The sequence below is a fragment of the Desulfonatronum thiosulfatophilum genome, assembly GCF_900104215.1.
Classification (GTDB): Bacteria; Desulfobacterota; Desulfovibrionia; order Desulfovibrionales; family Desulfonatronaceae; genus Desulfonatronum; species Desulfonatronum thiosulfatophilum.
This window is the reverse complement of the sequence record NZ_FMXO01000012.1, coordinates 35043-55374: the sequence shown is the minus strand read 5'-3', so window position 1 is coordinate 55374 and position 20332 is coordinate 35043. Positions and strand designations below refer to the sequence as shown.

Below are 20332 nucleotides of genomic sequence, written 5' to 3'. Positions count from 1 at the left end.
TGAATTCTTACCAAGCATCCTTTCCGCGTATTGATCAAAGATCGCCGTTTTCCACCATATCCCGAAGCATCGCGCGAAAATCCAACCCCGCCGCCTTGAAGCCGTCCATGCCAAAAGTCATGTTCGCCTCCAGCAGATAAACTTGATCGGAATATACACAGATATCGAGCGCCACCAGGTCGAATCGGCATTTCACGGCAGTTTGAACGGCCAGCTCCAGCGCCTTATCCGGCACGGGCTCCAGAACAACCTTGCCACCCTGAGAAATATTGGTCCGGAACTCTCCTTCGCACGACTCTCGCCAATAGGCATGCACGGGCTTGCCGCCGAGTATAACAATGCGGATGTCCCGCCGGATGGGCAGATATTCCTGGATGTAGGCGGGATGGGGCAAGCACGTATACCGGTCAAGCTCGTCCTGATTTCGGATCAGGCTGACCCCCCGGCCCTTGGATGAGTTGCGCGGCACCTTGGCCACCAAGGGGAAGGAAAAATCATCCAAAATGCTATTTTTTTGTCGCGGGCCGTAATAGATGCGTGTCCGCGGCATAGGCAGGCCGAGCAGTTGGAAAAGCTGGGTCTGTCGGATCTTGTCTCCGGCATAGCGGATTGTCTGAATGCTGGGAAAAATGGGCTTGCCAATGGCGCTCAAGGCTTCTGCCATCAAAATGGTCGGGAAATAAATCTTTGGCGCCTGCCGGATCAGTTCTAATTCTTGTTCCGTATAGTCGGAGAGATTGCCGTGTGTTCTCAGGCAATGGACGGACGGACAATGCCTGAGTTGACGACCGATGGCTATTTTGGGAGAAAGACTCATAGAATATCCGTAATGGCGTTGCTGCCTCCGGGCAATTAAAAATCAAGGCAAACCGGCTCAGTACCTGTCTTTCGATCAGAATTTTCTGAACAGTTGTCCGGAAAAAAAAAAGGCGCCGAAGCGCCTGTATTGTTGTGTATCGTTTCCATGCCTGTTTCAGGATGGGCAGAAATCACGGATTGCAAACTCTTATCGCCGTTGTCGGTCATTGCGACCGCGATCGCGGTCCCTGCCGCTATCCCTGCGAGGACCAGAAGGTCTGACCGCGGACGCCATATCAAATTCCTCGCCACGCTCTTCCATGATCACGGCCTTGCGTGACAAACGCACCCGGCCCGAGGGTTCGACCTCGATCACCTTGACCTTCAGTTCCTGGCCGAGCTGGACCACGTCGGCGACCTGCTCCACCCGGGCGGTGTCCAACTGCGAGACATGCACCAGTCCTTCCACGCCGGGCAGTATTTCCACCACAGCGCCGAATTCGATGATCTTCTTGACCCGACCGGTATAATCTTTGCCGATTTCCGGGACCTGATTGTAAAAGGTGACCATATCCACGGCCATGTTCAATGCTTCCTTGGTGGGAGCAAAGATGGAGATCTTGCCGGAATCGTCGATGTCCACGGAAGCGCCTGTGGCCGCGGTAATAGCTTTCACGGTCTTGCCGCCGGGCCCGATCACTTCACGGATTTTTTCCGGATTGATATGCACGACGCTGAGCTGCGGCGCATACGGGGACAGCTCTTCACGCGGCTTGTCCATGACGGCGTTCATTTGCTCCAGAATATGCAGCCGAGCGTCCCTGGCCTGATCCAGGGCCCTGCTGAGCACATTCGTGGGAATGCCGCCGATTTTGATGTCCATCTGGATGGCGGTTATGCCTGCAACGGTACCGGCGACCTTGAAATCCATGTCGCCCAGATGGTCTTCGGCCCCGAGAATGTCCGTCAGGACAAGATAATCGTCGCCTTCCTTGATCAACCCCATGGCAATGCCGGCCACGGCTTCCGTGATGGGCACGCCGGCATCCATCAGGGCAAGGGAGGCGCCGCAGACCGTGGCCATGGAAGAAGAGCCGTTGCTTTCCATGACCTCGGAAACAATGCGCAGAGTGAAGGGATAGTCCTCGGGCTGGGGCAGGACTGGCGTCAATGCACGTTCCGCCAATTGACCGTGGCCGATTTCCCGGCGACTCGGCCCGCGCAGCATCCGGGCTTCGCCCACGCAGTAGGGGGGAAAGTTGTAATGCAGCATAAAGCGCTTGGTGCTTTCACCGCCCAAAGTATCCAACCGCTGCTCGTCGCGAATGCTGCCCATGGTGGCCACGGCCAAGGCCTTTGTTTCTCCGCGTGTGAACAGGGCCGAGCCATGAGTTCGGGGCAGCAGGCCGACCTGAATGTCAATGGGCCGCACCGTGGTCAGGTTCCGGCCGTCCAGGCGAACGTTTTCGCGATGAATGCGTGCCCGCATCACCTCTTTTTCGAGGGCCTCCAGGATCTCGTTGATCTGGGAGCCCATCAGCTGGATGTCCACGCACCGCTCCACCAGACCTTGCAGAACTTCCTGGTGAACGCCCTTTTGGGCTTCTTTGCGCGCGGCCTTCTCCGGAATCCGCAGGGCAGCTTCCAGTTTATCCAAAGCCAGACCGCGAACCAGCGAAGACAATTCCGGATCAATGACGTTCTGTTTGGGAACAAGCTTGGGCTTGCCGACGCTCTCCCGCAGCTGATCCTGGAGATCCAGCAGTGGAATGATCTGCTGCTGGCCCCATTCCAGAGCTTTGGCAATCAGGGATTCCGGAACAAAGGTCGCCCCGGCCTCCACCATGACCACGGCATCGCGTGATGCGGCCATGACCAAATTCAAAGTGCTTTCGGCAAGATCCTTGTAGCTGGGATTGAGCACGAACTCCCCATTGATGCAGCCGACTCTGATTCCGGCAATGGGACCTGCGAAGGGAATCCTGGAGACATGCAGGGCGGCCGAGGCGCCGGTGAGCGCCAGGACATCCGGATCGTTGTCCGGATCCGAGGAAAGGACCGTTGCGATGACCTGGATTTCCATGGGAAATTTCTTGGGGAACATGGGCCGGATGGGCCGATCGATAACACGGGAGACCAGAGTTTCCCTGTCGCTGGGACGGCCGATTTCCCGGCGGAAGTAGTTCCCGGGGATCTGCCCCGCGGCATAGGACATTTCCTGATAATTCACCGTCAGGGGCAGAAAGGAAACCTCCCTGTCCAGCGCCTGGGCCACGGCCGTGACCAGAACCACGGTATCGCCGCATTGAACCCAAACGGCTCCGTCAGCTTGATTGGCCATCCTGCCGGTTTCTAATATAAATTCCTTGCCGTCCAGATTTGTCGTCAGGCGTGTGCAGTTCTTGAAGTCATTCATGATATATCGTCGCATCCTTGCGGTATAATGAGTGGAGGGGGCCCGAGCGATAGACTGAGGCGTGCAACCAAAGTCGGATACGATCGGCCCCCCTGTTCGGCGCGCGGTGACTACTTGCGCAGATTAAGTCGCTCGATAAGGCTGCGGTACCGCTGAACATCTTTGTTCTTCAGGTAGTTCAGCAAGCCTCTGCGTTTTCCGACCAGCTTCAGCAAGCCGGTACGGGAGTGGAAGTCTTTCTTGTGAGTCTTGAAATGTCCGGTCAGATCGTTGATACGGTAGGTAAGCAAGGCCACCTGCACTTCGGGCGAACCCGTATCACCGTCCTTCAGCCGGTATTCCTCGATAACTCGGGTCTTGTCTTCTAAACTCATGACCACAGCGCTCTCCTCCTTGGGTTGCTCCACTTCGGGAAATGAATGGGATCCGGTTTGATCCGGGCTCGGCGGATTAAAAAAGACCGCGAAGCACTGTCCATTGTCGTTGACCATCCACTTCTTTGAGCTCGACCAAAGCCAGAGGGAGTTCCTGGTCATCCAGGAACAGGGCGCGTGCACCCGGTTCCGGAGCGACCGACTGCCCCGGCAGATTCCACGGCACCTTGGCGCCGTGGCGAACCTTCCGTGCTAGGTCGGCAGTGAGAACATGCCTGGCAAAATGCGGCAGCGCATCCTGCACCGCGATCACGTTCTGCTCGAATGCCTCCGGCGTTTCCAGCACGGTTTGCAAGCCGTGGGCCTGCTCAAGGCCGAAGGGATGGCTGCGCTCCCGGATCAATTCTTCCAGCACGGCCCCGCACTGCAGGCGTATCCCCAGGCTGTGGACCAGGGAACGTATATAGGTGCCGGCGGAACACTCCACCCGGAAGCGCACCAGAGGAAGGTCGACATCCATGACCTCCACCTGGAAAATTTGAATTGATTTTCGTTTCACCGGGACATCCAGCCCGGCCCGACTCAAGGCATACAGGGGCCGCCCCTGGTGCTTGGCCGCGGAATACGGCGGCACCTCCTGCTCGACGTGCTCCAACCACTCATGCACGACCGCCTGGACTTGCGCGGAGGTCAGCCCGCCGCAGTCGGCAGTCCGCAACGTCTTTCCCAGAACATCATAAGTATCTGTTTCCACACCCAAGCGCAACACGCCCTGATACTGCTTTCGCCCCTCCGTAAGATAGGCGGCGATCTTGGTGCCCTGTCCCAACAGAACCAGCAGGACGCCCTGGGCCAGGGGATCGAGCGTCCCGGCGTGGCCGATCTTCTTCTGCCCCAGGGTGCGTTTGATCTGTTCCAGGCAGTACGTGGAAGTCGGCCCGGTGGGCTTGTTCAGGACAAGGACGCCATGGGCTTGGGCTGGTCGCCGGGCAGCAGTCATGGTCAGACCGAAGAGGGGTTCTTGTCCTCGAGAGCCAGATACCGGTCGATCAGCCGAACCAAGATGGCTTCGGCTTCCTCCAGCGTGTTGCGCAACTCGCCTCCGGATGCGTTCTTGTGGCCCCCGCCTCCCACCGACGAGGCAATTTCCTCCACGTCGACATCACCGGAAGAACGCAGGCTGAACTTGACCTTGCGAGGTTCGTCCTCCCGCAGGCTGGCGGCGATGCGTACTCCTTTGACGCGGCGGATGTAGTCCACAAAGTCGTCACAGTCCTCGATGGTAGCTTGGTGTTCCCGGCGCAGTGCCTCGGAAATGGAGATCATGCCGATGCGGCCGTCATTGTACACTTTGGCCCTGCGCAGCACGTCGCCCATCAATTTCAATCTGTTCATCCGCCATTGATTCTGCAACCGGGCGTTGAAAGTCCCGGGGTTCAAGCCGTGACGAATTATTCTCGCGGCCAATTCAAGCACCCGAGGGCCGGTATTTTCAAAACTGAAGGAGCCGGTATCGGTGACCAAGGCCAGGTAGATCGCCTCGCCAAGCGGTCCGCTGAGAGGAATATCCAGATCCAGCCCGAGATAGCCGATCATTTCGCCCACGGAAGAACGGTCCGCCTCCACCAGGTTGATGCTCCCGAAGCCGCCGTTGCTGATATGGTGGTCAATGTTGACGGTCCTGTCCATGGGCAGGCGTCCGGCCAGTTCCGACCCAACCCGCCGGACATCGCCGCAGTCCAACAGGATATACCATTTCGGATCCCATGCGGGCAGCGCATTTCGCAAAGGACTGGGGAAACGCAGCCACGAAAAACGCTCGGGCACGGCGGATTCATTGTACAGGGCATAGGTCTTGCCCAGTTTCTCCAGTATCCATCCCAGAGCCACCGTGGATCCCAGCGCATCGCCGTCCGGGTTGTTGTGCGCCGCAACCAGGAAATGATCCTGCTCCCGGAAGAGCTTCAGAACACTTGCCCAGTTTTCTTCAGATCTAGCTTTCGTGGTGACCGTCATAAACCATGTCCTCGAGAAAGGTGTCCCGTTCGAATCGCAATTCCGGAGTGGTGCGCAGGTCCAGTCGCTTGACCAGGAGGGCCCGCATATATCCCTTGGCTCTGGCCAGGGCATCGGCGATTTCTTCCAGCCGGACCGGATCGTCCGTACAGGTATACAAAACCTTGGCCACCGTCAGATCGGAATTGAGCTTCACTCCGCTGATCGTGACCAACTCCAGACGGGGGTCCTGAACTTCTTCCTGAAGCATCTGGGCCAGTTCCCGCTGGATCATGTCCGCGAGCCGAATGGATCGCCGGGACGGAGTTCCGCGCTTTACCATGAGCCGCCCTCCAGCAGGTCCGCACGGGTTTCCATGGGATCCTGCGATGATCGAAAAATTTCCGTATTTCCACGAACGAATTCCGCCGGCGCGGCAGCCTCAGCCAGCGACATGGCCTTGTGCAAGCGGCTTTCAACGCGCCCTGCCTCATTGGCAACCGCAACCACGGCCAACACCAGGCGTTCATGCTCGTCCAGCGCCTCCACTTCGGACACGGCGACATTGAACTTGTTGCGCAGTTTCTGCTTCAAGCTTTGCGCCACCTTGCGCTTGCCCTTGAGAGAGTCGTTCCCGTGCAGGCGAAATTCCAGTTGGAGCAGGCCGATGATCATGAAGCGACACTATTCTTTGGTTGAGGATACAGCGGGCGGATATTCCAGAGGAACGATTTCGTTTGCAGGAGGTTCACGGTTCAGCACAACGCTGAACCGTGAAGCCTTTGAATTACAATGTTGCCTTTTCGGATACTTCCTCGAAGGCTTCAATTACGTCGCCGACCTTGATGTCGTTGAAATTGGCAAGACCAACCCCGCACTCGAAGCCCTTCGACACTTCCTTGACGTCTTCCTTGAAGCGTCTCAGGGAGCTGAGCTTTCCGGTGTAGATGACGACGCCTTCACGCAGCAGGCGGATCTTGGCATTTCGCAGCAGCTTGCCGTCCATGACCGCGCAACCGGCCACCATGCCGATCTTGGGCACGCTGAAGGTCTGGCGAACTTCGGCCTGACCCAGGTAAGACTCGCGGATGATGGGCGAAAGCATTCCGGTCATGGCATCGCGTATGTCGTTCACCAGATTGTAGATAATGTCGTAGAAACGGATTTCAACACTTTCGGATTCTGCAATTTCCTTCACCTTGGCCATGGGCCGGACGTTGAATCCAATGACGATGGCCGAAGATGCCGCGGCCAGCATGACGTCGGATTCGGTGATGGCGCCGGCTCCGGAATGGACGATCTGCACCCGGACTTCATCCGTGGACAGCTTCAACAGGGATTCCGAAACCGCTTCCGCTGATCCTTGCACATCAGTCTTGATGACCAGGTTGAGCACCTTGGTTTCGCCGGCAGCCTTGGATGCCAGGAAGCTGTCCAGGGTGACCTTGCTCGCCTTGGCCAGGGTCTTTTCCCGTTCTTTTGTCTGCCTGGCGGAAGCTATGCGGCGGGCGATCTTTTCATCAGCCACGACCACGAACTCGTCGCCGGACTCGGCCAGACCGTCAAAACCTTGCACTTCCACAGGGTAGGAGGGACCGGCTTCCTTGATCTTCTGGCCCTTGTCGTCCAGCATGGCCCGAACCTTCCCTTGGTACAACCCGCAGACAAAGACGTCGCCTTCATGCAGCGAGCCTTCCTGGATCAGCACCGTGGCCACCGGACCACGTCCCTTGTCCAGTCTGGCCTCGACAATGTGGCCGCGGGCGCGTTTTCCCGGATTGGCCTTGAGGTCCAGCACCTCGGCCTGCAACAGGACCATTTCCAGAAGCTCGTCCAGCCCGATGCGCTGCTTGGCGGAGACGTTGGCAAAAATGGTGTCGCCGCCCCAGGCTTCGGCCAGTAGTCCCATCTCGCTCAACTCTCGAATAACACGATCAGGATTGGCGTCCTCTTTATCGATCTTGTTGACGGCCACGACAATGGGCACGTTCGCCGCTTTGGCATGGTTCACGGCTTCCTTGGTCTGTTCCATGACTCCGTCGTCAGCGGCGACCACCAGAATAACCAGGTCCGTGACCTGGGCGCCGCGGGCGCGCATCGCCGTGAACGCTTCATGGCCGGGCGTATCCAGGAAGGTGATGATCCCGCGACTGGTTTCCACATGGTACGCGCCGATGTGCTGGGTGATGCCGCCGGCTTCGCCTTTGGTAACGTTGGTCTCTCGAATGGCGTCCAGCAGCGAGGTCTTTCCATGATCCACGTGACCCATGATGGTAACGACGGGAGGACGGGGAGCAAGATCTTCGAGCTTGTCTTCTTCCAGCGTCTGGGTGAAGCCTTCTTCCAGAAAACCGACCTGTTCCACCTCATACCCGAATTCCGTGGCAACCAGCGTGGCCGTGTCCTGATCAATGGATTGGTTGATGGTGGTCATCATGCCCATGCTGAAAAGGATCTTAATGATTTCCTGCGCTTTGAGGCCCATCTGTTTGGCCATATCAGAAACCCGGATCGCCTCTTCCATGCGGATCTTGCGCTTGGCTGCCTTAATCGGCTGGGTACCCGTCTGAAGCATTTGGTCGTCATGGGCGTCCCTGGACTTTGATCGGGACCGCTTGGTTCGGAACTTGCCGCCGGTACGATCCTGGACCGGGGATGTTTTTTTCTTTTTCCAGTTGGGATCGGATCGATCCTGTTCCGCAAAGGGCGAAGTCTGGACGATTTCAACAGTCCGCTTACCCTTTTTCTTCTTTTTCCGCTCCTGCGTGCTTTCGGTGGATGGCGCGGCCTTGGGCACGGCGGCCCTGGCCGGGGTTTCGCTCCCGGGGGTCTGCACCGGAGTGGGAGTATACGGCTTGCTTTCTGGTTTGTAGGAAAAATCCGGCTTGGCTTCGGGCTTGGAGATGATCCGCACCTGAGGACCGGTTTGCATTAGCGGCTCCTTCCGCTTTGGCTTGCGCTTTTTCGGCTTCTCTTCCGTGACGGGAGCCGTCTCGGAAACAGCAGCCTTCTCCGATTCTGCTCCCGTCGAATCGCCGACCTCGGCCTGAGTCGCGTCCGGTTCATCGGCTGAGGTCGTCTTCGGGAGGCGCTCCGCGGATTGATCCTCGGGTTGAACCTCGGACTGATCCTCAGAACTTTCTCCGGATTCACTCTTAGGCTGTTCCCCAGGCTGATCCTCGAATTGCACCTCGGGCTGATCTTCGACCAGTTCCGCCGCGGCGCCCAAGGGTTGCTCATCGGAAGATGGTGCAACGTGAGCATCCTCGCCACCCGCGGCAGACTTCGGTGCCGATTGCGGCTGGCTGACGATTCGAGCCGAGGTCACTCTGCGTTCTTGTTTGGCTTTCGCTTTTTCCTGTACAGGCGGCGTAGAGGTTTCGTCCGGCTGATCGGCAACAGAAGCATCCACGACGACATCCTTTTGTTCGACTTCCTCCGCTTTCGCGACCTTCTTGCGCCGGCGCAGGATCACGCCCGGCTGGATCTCGCGCTGCTGAACATCGACGGAGGCGTCTTTGCGCTGCATTTTCTCGCGAACCTGAGCAGCCTCCTCGTCGGTGATGCTGCTGACATGGCTTTTTACCGGAATATCCAGCTCCCGTAAGATCTGCAACAGTTCCTTGTTGCCGATCCCAAGCTCAGAAGACAAATCCATAATTCGTATCTTATTGGCCATGCATTTCTCCCTTGCACCGCTTCCGACGTATCCTCGTCGACGTCAATTTATCCAAACATGATTCTGTTTTGCATACGTAACAACCCCGCCCAGGCAACCGCTGCCGAGGATCCGCAACCTGGCCCCGCTCCGAATCGAAAATAAAACGGAGCAGTTCGGTCTTTGGAAACCTGTTGCGGCAGACAACGCACATGCGTATGGCAACATGCGCAATGCTTGGCTCCGGGCGATCCTGACGACCCATTATTTCAGTGGAGCAGACCCGGGATCACCCGATACAGGTTCTTCAGCATCTTCGATCTCGGAGGAATCACGTTGCTCCATTTGTCGTGCGGCAAGATCTCCTTCTTCGTCCATCTCCGATTCATCCAGAACTGCATCAACCTCCGAGACCTCCGCATTGGATTCGCCTTCGGCGTCGCTCACTGCGCCGTCACCTTCTTCCATGCGCCCATCCAGCCCAAGGAAGTTGATGGCCGAACGAATGTCGGCGACCTTCTCCGCATCCAGTCCCTGGATGGCCAAAAGCTGCTCGTCCTCGGCCTCGGCCACAGCCGTGGCGCCGTCAAAACCGGCCGCGAGAAAAGCTTCAAAAGGTATTTCCGCCACGTTGGCCAACTGCTCCAGGCTTTGGCGGTCCTTGTACATGGCTCCGTATCTGCTTTCGGTAAAAATATCGATCTTCCAGCCCAGAAGCTTAGCCGCCAGCTTGACGTTCTGGCCTTTGCGTCCGATGGCCAGCGTCAGCTGATCATCCGGAACAACGACTTCCAGCACGCCGTCTTCTTCGTCCACCGTAATGCGCGAAATTCTGGCCGGCGATAGGGCATTTACGGCATAGGTGGTGATTTCAGGACTCCAGACGATGATGTCGATCCTCTCGCCGCGCAGTTCCTGGACGATATTCTGGATCCGTGAACCGCGAACGCCGACACAGGCGCCAACGGGATCCACGTCGCGGTCCGTGGACATGACCGCCACTTTTGCACGGCTGCCCGGATCCCTGGCCACGCCCATGATCCGAACGAAACCATCCGCGACTTCCGGTACTTCGCGATTGAACAGCACCGTCAGATAATCAGGATGGGAACGGGAGACAATGATCTGCGGCCCACGTCCTTCCTTGCGGACATCGTAGAGCAGGGCCTGGATCTGATCCCCGCGCCGAAAGCGCTCCTTGGAAATCTGCTCTTCCTTGGGCAGCAAGGCCTCGGTACGTCCGAGGTTGATGATCCAGCCGGAACGATCGCGGCGCTGAATGGTGCCGCTGACGATTTCGCGCTTGCGATCCTTGTACTCTTCGTAAATGATTTCCTGCTCCGCCTCGCGCATCCGCTGAATGATGACCTGTTTGGCGGATTGAGCGGCAATGCGGCCGAGATCCTCCACTTTCAGCTCAAATCCGAGTTCATCGTCGACCTGGACGTTCGGGTCGTGATTTTTGGCGTCTTCCAGAAGAATTTCGCTGATCGGGTCCTTGATTTCCTGAACCACCCGCTTGAACTGATAGACATCAAAACCGCCCTTGTCCTCATTGAAGGTCACTTCAATGTCCACGTCCTCACCCAGCTTCTTCGTCACGGAGGAGCGCACGGCACGTTCCAGGGTGTCTATCAGGAGATCCTTGTCGATCCCTCTGTCCTTGCTTATCTGCTCGATTGCCTTGCGCAGTTCGGCACTCATGTCGTCCTCCAGGATATACTTGCTCTTATGGTCAAAATCATCTGAGCCCGTGATTGAATCTCACCCGTTGCCGTCGTTTCGTCGACGAGGCCGGACGGTTCGTTTCCGGGCAGGGTCCCCGCGTACGATCTGCTACGGATGGACTTTGCTTAGAAGATATGAACCAGGTTGATTTTTTTGATTTGATCCCATGCCAATGCAATCCGATCCGCACTGTGCTCCAACGTGATTACCGCATCTTCCACCGAGAGGAGCTCCCCGCGAAAAGATTTGCATCCATCCAAGGGCTCGTGGAGCAGGGCGTGCACCGTACGCCCAATATACTCCTTCATCTGGTCCGGCTGAAAAAATTTGCGCTCCAGCCCCGGCGAAGAAACCTCCAGGGTGAATGTGCCCGGAAGGGTCTCGTCCATTTCCAGGGCAGGCCCCAGTTGCCGACTGACCTGGGCGCATTGGTCGATGGTCACCCCGCCCTCGCATTCGATGAAGATGCGAATCAGGCCCTTGCGCCCGGAGGCAAGATACTCAGTGCCCCACAGCTCCAGGCCAAGGCCGTGAACTACGGGCAAAATCAGGGATTCAAGGTGATTTACGATTTGGTTCGGCTGTTGCCGGGAATCGGAAGAGATCTGCATGTAATCAAAAACCCAAAAAAAAGGTGGACCCGATGGCCCACCCCGTTCGTTCAATATTGTTTAGCGGCCGGGCCGCAACCGATCAGGATGCTGCAAGAAATGGAGCGGGCGACGGGAGTCGAACCCGCGACACCAAGCTTGGGAAGCTTGTACTCTACCAGCTGAGCTACACCCGCCCGCAATTCGCAACGCTTCGTATGCTCAAAGCGTGGGGGTTTGTCAAGCCGGCTTTCTGGAAAAATTGGCTTGGAATTTGCTTTACCCGGAATTCGGGAGGAACCGCAATGCAAACCAGCATGTATAACGCCCTATTCGGCGCACTGACGCAAGAACATCGCTTGGCAAATACCGCCAATAATTTGGCGAACGTGAACACCACGGGCTATAAAGGGGAAACGCTGGCCTTCCAGGATGTCTTCGCACGTCTGGGACACGATATGCTGGATCCGATTTCCGCCATCAATGAAAAGTCGCTCCTGCCCGTGCCCGACGAGATGGCCCAGACGCGCATCTCCCTGAGCCATATTGATTTCTCCCAGGGAACGATCCGGGAGACCGGCAATCCTCTGGATGTCGCTCTCAGCGGCGAGGGGTTTTTCAAGGTCCGCCCCCTGGAAGGCGACTTCTACACCCGCAACGGCAATTTCCGACTCACACCGAACGGGCAATTGGTCACCGGGCAGGGTTTTCCGGTTCTTGTCAACGGAGGGCCGGTCAACATTGAGCCCGGCGCCCGCGTGGTCATCGGTCCGGCAGGTGACATTCAGGCCAATGGCGAACCCATTGGCAACATGGATCTGGTGACCTTTGAAAACCTGCAGGTCCTGGAGAAACTGGGGCAGAACATGTTTCGGATTCGGCCGGGAGTTCAGGCCGCGGAAATGCCCGCGGGCAACGTGACGGTGGCGCAGGGGTATCTGGAATCCGCCAATGTCGAGGTGGTCAAGGAGATGGTCAACATGATCGACGCCCATCGTACTTTCGAAGCCTATCAGAAAGTGATGCACACCACCCAGGAAGCGGACCAGAAGTTGATCCGCGAAGTTGCTAGTCCCAGGTAACGACTGAACAACACAACGGAGGAACATTCCAATGATGCGCTCACTATGGACCGCTGCCTCAGGCATGATGGCCATGCAGATGAATATCGACGTAACGTCCAACAACCTGGCCAACATCAGCACCACAGGATTTAAAAAAAGCCGGGCCGAATTCGAGGACCTGATGTACCAGACTTTGAAAATCGCCGGCGCCGCAACAGCCGACGGCGACCGAATCCCCACCGGACTGCAGGTGGGAATGGGCGTGCGCCCGGTAACCGTGCACAAGGAATTCTCCGTTGGCGCTTTCCAGAACACCGGCAACCCGCTGGATCTGGCCATAGAAGGAGACGGCTTCTTTCAGGTCGAGGCAAATGGGGATTTTGCCTACACCCGGGCCGGGGCCTTCAAGCTGGACAATGATGGGCGAGTAGTCACAGCAAATGGTTACCCCCTGCAGCCGGAATTCAACGTACCTTTTGAAACGCAAAACATTGTGGTCACGGAAAACGGTAGAATCGTGGCCATGGACAAATTTGGCGATGAGTTGGCCGGCGCGGACATTCCCTTATTCACCTTCGTCAACTCGCCGGGACTGAACAGTATCGGCCGGAACCTCTATCTGCCGACGGAAGCCTCCGGCGATCCCGTGGAAGGCGTCCCCGGCGAGGAAAATGTGGGCTCCATCGCCCAGGGTTTTCTTGAAGGTTCAAATGTTGACATGGTTGAAGAGATGGTCAAGCTGATTACCGGGCAACGCGCTTATGAGGTCAACTCCAAGGCCATCATGACTTCCGACCAGATGCTGCAGACGGCAAACCAGATCAAGCGGTAACCTCCAGAATCTTCGATGGATAAGACAGCCATGAACAAGACGGTGCGGTTAATGCGATCCTGCTTTTGCAATTTGCATTTTATCGTTGCCTGGTCTGTACTTATCCTCTTTTTCCTTTTTGCGGTGAATCCTGCCGACGCCCAGCGCGGCTACTGGCATTACCTGGTGCATCCTGTAGCTGCCGTGGAGGGCGACATTGTGCGCTTCGGCGACATTGCCGTTCCCTTGACGGATCATGGACGCTCCCAGTGGGCAAAACTTTCCGAACAGCCGATGTGGCCGGCCCCTGAACCCGGCAAAACCATGTCTTTTTCACAAGAACGACTGGCAGGCCTTCTCCGGCAGCATATTGGCCATGCGGCGGCCTCGGCCCGGCTTCCTTCCCAGTTCGTCTTGCAGGGAGGAGGACAGGTTTTCCTGGAAGAGGAAATTCGCTCCCGCGTCGTCACTTTTTTGACCCCGAAGACCAGTAATCTTGGTGAAGAAGTATCTTTCCGCGACTTCCGTCTTCCAGGCCACATCTTTCTGCCCCACGCCCAGGATGCTCTGGAGATCGAGCCGGCCGCGGAGCTGCGTCCTGGCCGGAACAGCCTTCGCTTTCTGATCCGCTCCGTGGACGGGCGGATTTCCCGAAGAATTACCGGCACTGTATTTCTGGACGTCTGGCAGACCGTTCCCTGCGCGACCCGTCCCATGAACAGGGGAACACCGCTGGACCTGGACGAGATCACCTTCCATCGCAAGAACCTGGCGTATCTGCGGGACCAGGTTTGGGATGGGACCGGCGGCCCCTGGCAGATCCGCACCCCGGTGGGCATGGACCAGGTGATCTATCTTTCCGCCTTGGAACCGTTGCCGGCCATTCGTCGAGGGGATCATGTCAATTTGCTGTATGAGGGAGAACTGGTTCGGCTCCAGATCCAGGTCCAAGCGCTGCAAGACGGAGCCATCGGCGAAACCATCGCGGTGCGGAACTTGCAAAATAACAATGAAGTCCTGGCCCGGATTCGGGATTTTGAAACCGTGGTGGTGCGATGAATCTGACCTGGCCGCCGGTTATTCAGGCCGCCATCGGCAATAAAAGGGAGCAAGTAAAATGAAGAAGATGCACAAAGTTTCACGCAAGAGCAAAACCCTTGTCCTTCTGGCCCTGTCGGCGATGCTCATGGCCAGCTTTGGCTGCGCACCGGCCAGGACCCAGAGCATGCCCGCCCCGATACTGACGCAGACCGTAGACCTCCCTCAGCCCGCGGAACTTAACCCCGGCTCTCTTTTCAATCCAGCCAGCGCGGAGCTGCTCTTTGCGGACAATCGTGCCCGAAGAGTCGGCGATATCGTACAGATCAAGGTTGTCGAGGAAACCAAGGCCCAAAACAGAGCCACCACGGATACGTCGCGGGATTCCAGCACGGGCATGAGCATCGAGCACCTCCTGGATCAGCGGCTGGTCAATCTGGGCCTTCCGATTCTTGGCATCAACCGCGACCAGTTCGGAGCAACCCCGCTCATCAGCGCCAATTCTTCCAGCTCCTTCAAGGGCGACGGAGAAACCCGGCGCGAGTCCAAGATCAGCGCCACGGTTGGCGCCCGGGTGGTTCAGGTCCTGCCCAACGGCCTGCTGCAGGTGGAAGGCGCCCGTGAAACCAGAGTGAACAATGAGACCCAAATCGTCGTGGTCCATGGCCTGATCCGCTCCACGGACATCAATCCGGACAACACCATCCTCTCGACCCAGATGGCCGATGCCACCATTGAGTTCTATGGCACGGGCATTCTGGCGGACAAGCAGAGACCGGGATGGCTGACCCGAATCTTGGACAATGTCTGGCCTTTCTAGGATAGTTCGAGATTTTGGAAGTTGAACAGATTCTCAACATCGCTTTTGTTTAATTTTATCTCCATTCACGGTCCCATCGGGAGTCTCTCCATGCGAAGCAAACATTCCTTCACGCAAACAGTTTTTCTGACCATGGTCGTGGGCGTGGTGTTGGCCGCGTCGGCCGTCGACCCCGCCCAGGCCAGCGTGCGGATCAAGGACATCGCCACATTCTCCGGAACACGATCCAATCAGTTGGTCGGGTACGGCCTTGTGGTCGGGCTTTCCGGCACGGGCGACCGGCGTGGGGCAGAGTTCACCATTCAATCCATGGCCAACATGATGGAACGAATGGGCGTTCGCGTGGATCAGTCCAAACTGCGCGTGCGCAACGTGGCGGCCGTCATGGTGACGACCCAGATGCCGGTTTCCTCCAGGGCGGGATCAAGCTTGGACGTGTCCGTCTCCTCCGTGGGCGATGCCTCCAGTCTCCTGGGCGGCGTCCTGCTGATGACGCCCTTGCGCGGCGTGGACGGACAGACATACGCTCTGGCTCAGGGTCCATTGCTGCTGGGCGGTTTCAGCGCCGGCGGCGATGCAGCCCAAGCCCAGAAAAACATCACCACGGTCGGCATCATTCCCAACGGGGCCACAGTGGAACGTTCAGTCCCCTTCCAGTTCAACCACCAGGACAACGTAACCCTGCACCTGCAAACCAGCGATTTTTCCACGGCGGTTCAGGTCGTGGACAGGATCAATGCCAATTTCGGTTCAGCCCTTGCCCGAGCCTCGGATATTTCCACCATTGTCGTGGACATTCCTGACATCTATCAAGGGAACCTGGTTCCCTTCATCGCATCTTTGGAAAACTTGCCCATCACCCCGGACAACCGTGCCCGGGTCGTTGTAGATGAGAAAACCGGCACCGTGGTCGTCGGTCAGAACGTCCGGTTGTCCAGAGTGGCCGTGGCCCATGGCAATCTGCACATTGTCGTCGCTGAACGCCCCGAAGTGGTCCAGCCCCAACCTTTTTCCATGGGACAGACCGCGGTTGTTCCACGCACCGAACTCGGGATTCGTGAAGAGGACCGGCGCCTGACCCTGCTGGAAGGCGCGACCCTGCAGGATCTGGTAAACGGCTTGAACGCCATCGGCGCCACCCCGCGCGATATAATTTCCATTTTACGAACGCTCAAAGCCGCCGGAGCGCTGCATGCGGATGTGGAGGTGATCTGATGCTTCCCCTGCCGGATAACAAAACCCTGCTTCTCGGCAATGCGCAGGATGATGTCCGTCAGCGTCTGGATGCGATCCGCCTGCAGCAGCGTCTGGATGGATCTCCGGACGCCAAGGGCGAAAGCAAGCTGCGGGAAGCCAGCCAGGACTTCGAGGCTCTGTTCCTGCATCAGCTGCTCAAGCAGATGCGGGCCACCGTGCCCAAGGAAGGGTTATTGCACGGCAAGGGAGAGGAATTCTGGCAGTCGCACTTCGACATGGAAATGGCCACGGTCATGGCCCGCAGCGGCGGCATCGGCCTGGGAGACATGATCTTCGAACAACTTCGCCAGAGCCAGGTCCAGGCCACTCGCGCCAGCGATCCCGTCGGCAAGCCCATGGGCATGACCATTCTCCCTCCGATGGAGAACGATCCACCAGATCCCGTAAAGAATACGGATCAGGATGAAATCCTGAAGGTTTCCCTGCAATCAAACGCTCAAACCACCGTCACGGCGCAGGGGCCCTACGCCCCGCCTGATTCACGGGTGATAAACTCCCACCCCATAGCCTCGAACAGCAATGTCATGAGCCGGGTCCGTTCATTGGCTCAATCCATTGAAGACCGTGGCGGCGTGGTTCCGGAACATCCCGGTTTTGTTCACGGCCTCGCACCAATTCAGGACATCGGTGCCACGACGTCCCTGCCCCCCATGCACTGGCCTCTCCAGGGCCGCGTCAGTTCCGGCTTCGGCTGGCGCAATGATCCTTTTACCGGAGAACAGTCCTGGCATGCCGGAACCGACTTGGTCGCCCCCAAAGGCTCTCCCATCGATGCAGCCTGGGATGGGCGGGTGGTCTTCGTGGGCCAGCGCGGGGGCTACGGCAACATGGTGGTCCTGGAGCATGCCGGTGGGTGGCGTTCGTACTATGCCCATAACGAACGAAACAGGGTTAAGGTCGGGGACATGGTCCAGGCCGGGCAAAGCATTGCCACCGTAGGCTCCAGCGGCCGCTCCACGGGGCCCCATCTGCACTTCGAGATCCGCCAGGGGAACATGGCCTGGGATCCCAAACAGATCCGCGACAGGTTGCTGGCAGGTCTATCCATTGGCAAAATCGATTCGGCCTAGTTTTTGAATAAAAAGTTATAGCATAAAAATCCCGGCAAAATTGTCCGGCCCCCCGCAAGGGGAAGCGATCCCGCAAAACTTTTCGCGAACCACCTTCTTCTCTTCAGCCACCTGAGGTCCCTCATGTCCAGATATGTGCTGCAGAACCTGCATCGCCAGAAACAAGCCATTTTTTTACTGTCTCACTTGCTTGATGAAGAATTTCAACATTTGGGCAAGGGGGATCCCCAATCCGTGGCCACGGTGGAATTTTCCATCCAGGAACTGTTGCGCCAAATTGCGGTGGAACGCCAGGAACTCAAGCGACACGTCATGGATCTTGATCCGTCATTGCCCGCAATCCGTGATCTTCCTCTGCTGATGGAAGAGTCCTGCCGCGACGAGGGGCGGGACCTGCTGCGGGAAATTGACCATCAGGAACAGATCTGCGGCCGCAAGGCTGCGCAGAATGCCGTCACAGCCCAGGGGTTGATGGATCAGAATCAGGCTCTCCTGGACTATCTGGCGAGCCAGATCATTCCCAAGGATGCACACACGTATTCCAGGCACGGCAAATGGCATCATTCCGAAGGCACCGGCACCTTGCTTCACGGTAGATTGTAAGGGAGAGTCACGATGACCGTCGGCGTCAATTCCCTCTTGAATACTGGACGTGGAGCGCTTTTGGCGTTCCAATCCGCCATTCACGTCACGGGCGAGAATATCGCCAATGTGAACACTCCCGGGTACAGCCGCCGCACTGTCCGCCTGCAGGAAAATCCAAGCATCGACTATCGGCCGGGTCAAATTGGGACCGGGGTCTCGGCAGCGGAGGTCATTCGACACTACGACTACTTTATTGAGCGTCAGTACCTGGAAAAATCTTCCACAATGCACCGTTGGGACTCGCTGAACACGAACCTGCGCAACGTTGAAATGCTCTTTAACGAATCCATTGGCGATGGCTTGAACGATGTCATGGCCAAGTTCTGGGCGGACTGGCAGAACCTTTCCCTGCGTCCGGACGACATGGCTTCCCGCAGCCAGCTCATGAACACGTCTCGGAACATGACCCAGATCATCAATCAGGTGGACCGCGACCTGACCAACTTCCAAAACCAGGTCGACGACTTCATCCGCCAGGACGTAATGCGAGCCAACGAACTGCTTCGGGATATCTCTGAGATCAATCGCCAGATCGCCGTCCACGATATCCCAGGCCAGAACAACGCCAACGCCCTCATGGACAAACGCGACACCATGGTCCGCGAACTGGCCGGCCTCCTGGACATCAAAACACAGGACAAGGGCAACGGTCAGTTTTTCATCATGACCACAGCCGGACATACGCTGGTGGATGGGAGGGAATTCTTTGAGCTGAAGTTTGAGGGGCCGAAGAGTTATTCATCTTTGACCGCAGCTTCCCCATTCGTCGGAAAAAACATCAACTTTGCCGGCAGTTCGGAGCGGGAATACCTGATCAAAGTTGTTACCCCCGGAGAGGTAGGCAATACCACCACTCCAGCGCAGTATCAGGTCTCCTTGGATGGAGGTAAATCCTGGCTGAAGGATGCCGATGGAGCCGTCATCACTTTCAATGCACAACCCGCAGCAAACAAAGAGAAAATTGAAGGCCTCGAAATCTGGTTCGACGCAGGAGAACTGGCAGTCGGCGACAAATTTACCATTGTTCCGAAAAGCGGCCTTTACTGGCATCAGAACACGTCTTCCGAAATGAACATCACCCCGCAAATTCACTTCAACGGGGCGGACAACGAGCGTCGGCTTGTTGGCGGAACTTTGGCGGGTTACTTCAACTTTCGTGACGATTATATCGGACAGTTCAGGGAGAAATTGAATTCCTTGGCTGAGACAGTGGCCTGGGAAGTAAATCGCATTCATAGCCAGGGCGCCGGGTTGCAAAAATTTTCGGAGGTTCTTGGGACGCATGGGGCATCAAAGCATGACGAGCCTTTGAGCAGCCTATCCTCCGGCTTGTTCCATGGCCAAAAACTGCAGACAGGAAATCTGATCGTCTGGCTCTACGACGCTGCAGGCAACCCGATCCCATCTCAACTGGGCTTTGCCGGTGGGACTTCGCCGCCAAACTTTGATCCTGAAGTTCACACTCTGGAACATGTCCGGGCCGCATTCAATTCAGTTTCTGGAATAACAGCCGCCATTGTGGACAATCGACTGCAACTTACAGCTGATGCAAACCGGTCTTTTGCTTTCGGCTCTGACTCCACGGGTCTTCTCGCGGCCCTTGGAATCAACACGTTCTTTGACGGAACGGATGCACGTGGATTGAGCATCAATGAGCAAGTGTTCAACAACCTCAATTTCATCAATGCCGGCCATGTCAACGGGGCAGGCGAAGTCAACACCGGCGACAATGCCACGGCACTTGGCGTGGCAGCCATGCAGTACACCAAGGTTGATTTCAAGACCTCTTTTGAAGGCAGCACATCTCAAACAATATCAAATTATTATAATTCCCTGGTCGGAAATGTCGGGGCGGCATCCTCCAATGCCAATTTCAACTTTAACTACCATAAAGCCCTAGCCGACGATCTGTACAACCGTCAGGAAGCCGTTTCCGGCGTGAACCTGGATGAAGAAATGAGCAGTTTGATCAAGTTTCAGCATTCTTACAGTGCAGCGGCCAAGCTCATTTCCGCTGCGGACCAGATGTTCCAGACCATTCTGTCCATGAAGTAGGACGTATAAAGTG

General features: G+C 57.1%; 19 protein-coding genes and 1 tRNA gene. 8 read left to right on the top strand and 12 right to left on the bottom strand.

What is annotated here, in order from left to right; genetic code table 11:
• Positions 1–34: 34 nt before the first annotated feature.
• From BLP93_RS10975 to BLP93_RS10920, 12 genes are all read right to left on the bottom strand, one after another.
• The gene (locus BLP93_RS10975; RefSeq protein WP_092121374.1) at positions 35–817 is read right to left on the bottom strand and encodes an ATP-grasp domain-containing protein; all 783 of its coding nucleotides are present in this window, start codon (positions 815–817) and stop codon (positions 35–37) included.
• 189 nt (positions 818–1006) lie between these two features.
• Positions 1007–3214 (bottom strand): polyribonucleotide nucleotidyltransferase, encoded by a 2208-nt coding sequence (gene pnp / locus BLP93_RS10970; protein ID WP_092121372.1) that lies wholly within the window; start codon positions 3212–3214, stop codon positions 1007–1009.
• Between the two features lie 110 nt (positions 3215–3324).
• The gene (gene rpsO, locus BLP93_RS10965) at positions 3325–3588 is read right to left on the bottom strand and encodes a 30S ribosomal protein S15 (protein ID WP_425248225.1); all 264 of its coding nucleotides are present in this window, start codon (positions 3586–3588) and stop codon (positions 3325–3327) included.
• A 76-nt stretch (positions 3589–3664) separates the two neighbouring features.
• Entirely contained in the window at positions 3665–4588 is a 924-nt protein-coding gene (gene truB, locus BLP93_RS10960) for a tRNA pseudouridine(55) synthase TruB (protein ID WP_092121371.1), read from the bottom strand.
• Between the two features lie 2 nt (positions 4589–4590).
• Entirely contained in the window at positions 4591–5604 is a 1014-nt protein-coding gene (locus BLP93_RS10955) for a DHH family phosphoesterase (protein ID WP_092121369.1), read from the bottom strand.
• Positions 5582–5926, bottom strand: coding sequence for a 30S ribosome-binding factor RbfA (gene rbfA / locus BLP93_RS10950; RefSeq protein ID WP_092121366.1), 345 nt, complete (start codon positions 5924–5926; stop codon positions 5582–5584). Before rbfA ends, BLP93_RS10955 begins: the two co-directional genes overlap by 23 nt.
• Entirely contained in the window at positions 5920–6258 is a 339-nt protein-coding gene (locus BLP93_RS10945; RefSeq protein ID WP_092121365.1) for a DUF503 domain-containing protein, read from the bottom strand. Before BLP93_RS10945 ends, rbfA begins: the two co-directional genes overlap by 7 nt.
• A 112-nt stretch (positions 6259–6370) precedes the next feature.
• Positions 6371–9262 (bottom strand): translation initiation factor IF-2, encoded by a 2892-nt coding sequence (gene infB, locus BLP93_RS10940; RefSeq protein WP_092121364.1) that lies wholly within the window; start codon positions 9260–9262, stop codon positions 6371–6373.
• Positions 9252–9455: a YlxR family protein gene (locus tag BLP93_RS10935; protein ID WP_244148726.1), complete on the bottom strand. Its 204-nt coding sequence runs from the start codon at positions 9453–9455 to the stop codon at positions 9252–9254. The genes infB and BLP93_RS10935 overlap by 11 nt, the downstream gene beginning before the upstream one ends.
• 50 nt (positions 9456–9505) lie before the next feature.
• Positions 9506–10945, bottom strand: a complete 1440-nt coding sequence (gene nusA, locus BLP93_RS10930; protein WP_092121361.1) for a transcription termination factor NusA — start codon at positions 10943–10945, stop codon at positions 9506–9508.
• A 149-nt stretch (positions 10946–11094) separates the two neighbouring features.
• A complete protein-coding gene (locus tag BLP93_RS10925; protein WP_092121357.1) occupies positions 11095–11580 on the bottom strand; it encodes a ribosome maturation factor RimP in 486 nt (161 codons plus the stop codon).
• A gap of 100 nt (positions 11581–11680) precedes the next feature.
• Positions 11681–11756, bottom strand: a tRNA-Gly gene (locus BLP93_RS10920).
• A gap of 108 nt (positions 11757–11864) precedes the next feature.
• Between BLP93_RS10920 and flgF the strand changes: the two genes are divergently transcribed.
• The 8 genes from flgF to flgK all read left to right on the top strand — a co-directional run bounded on the left by flgF (position 11865) and on the right by flgK (position 20319).
• Positions 11865–12641: a flagellar basal-body rod protein FlgF gene (gene flgF, locus BLP93_RS10915; RefSeq protein WP_161946295.1), complete on the top strand. Its 777-nt coding sequence runs from the start codon at positions 11865–11867 to the stop codon at positions 12639–12641.
• A 31-nt stretch (positions 12642–12672) separates the two neighbouring features.
• On the top strand, positions 12673–13455 hold the full coding sequence (gene flgG / locus BLP93_RS10910; RefSeq protein ID WP_092121351.1) for a flagellar basal-body rod protein FlgG: 783 nt from the start codon (positions 12673–12675) through the stop codon (positions 13453–13455).
• A gap of 30 nt (positions 13456–13485) precedes the next feature.
• Positions 13486–14493 (top strand): flagellar basal body P-ring formation chaperone FlgA, encoded by a 1008-nt coding sequence (flgA, locus tag BLP93_RS10905; protein WP_161946294.1) that lies wholly within the window; start codon positions 13486–13488, stop codon positions 14491–14493.
• Positions 14494–14551: 58 nt separating this feature from the next.
• Positions 14552–15292 carry a flagellar basal body L-ring protein FlgH gene (locus BLP93_RS10900; protein ID WP_279615059.1) on the top strand — a complete coding sequence of 247 codons (741 nt, stop codon included), beginning with the start codon at positions 14552–14554 and terminating at the stop codon, positions 15290–15292.
• 90 nt (positions 15293–15382) lie between these two features.
• Positions 15383–16507: a flagellar basal body P-ring protein FlgI gene (locus BLP93_RS10895; RefSeq protein WP_092121345.1), complete on the top strand. Its 1125-nt coding sequence runs from the start codon at positions 15383–15385 to the stop codon at positions 16505–16507.
• A complete protein-coding gene (locus BLP93_RS10890) occupies positions 16507–17619 on the top strand; it encodes a peptidoglycan DD-metalloendopeptidase family protein (RefSeq protein ID WP_092121342.1) in 1113 nt (370 codons plus the stop codon). The genes BLP93_RS10895 and BLP93_RS10890 overlap by 1 nt, the downstream gene beginning before the upstream one ends.
• Before the next feature lie 123 nt (positions 17620–17742).
• A complete protein-coding gene (locus tag BLP93_RS10885) occupies positions 17743–18222 on the top strand; it encodes a flagellar protein FlgN (protein WP_092121339.1) in 480 nt (159 codons plus the stop codon).
• Between the two features lie 12 nt (positions 18223–18234).
• Entirely contained in the window at positions 18235–20319 is a 2085-nt protein-coding gene (flgK, locus tag BLP93_RS10880; RefSeq protein ID WP_092121336.1) for a flagellar hook-associated protein FlgK, read from the top strand.
• Positions 20320–20332 lie beyond the last annotated feature (13 nt).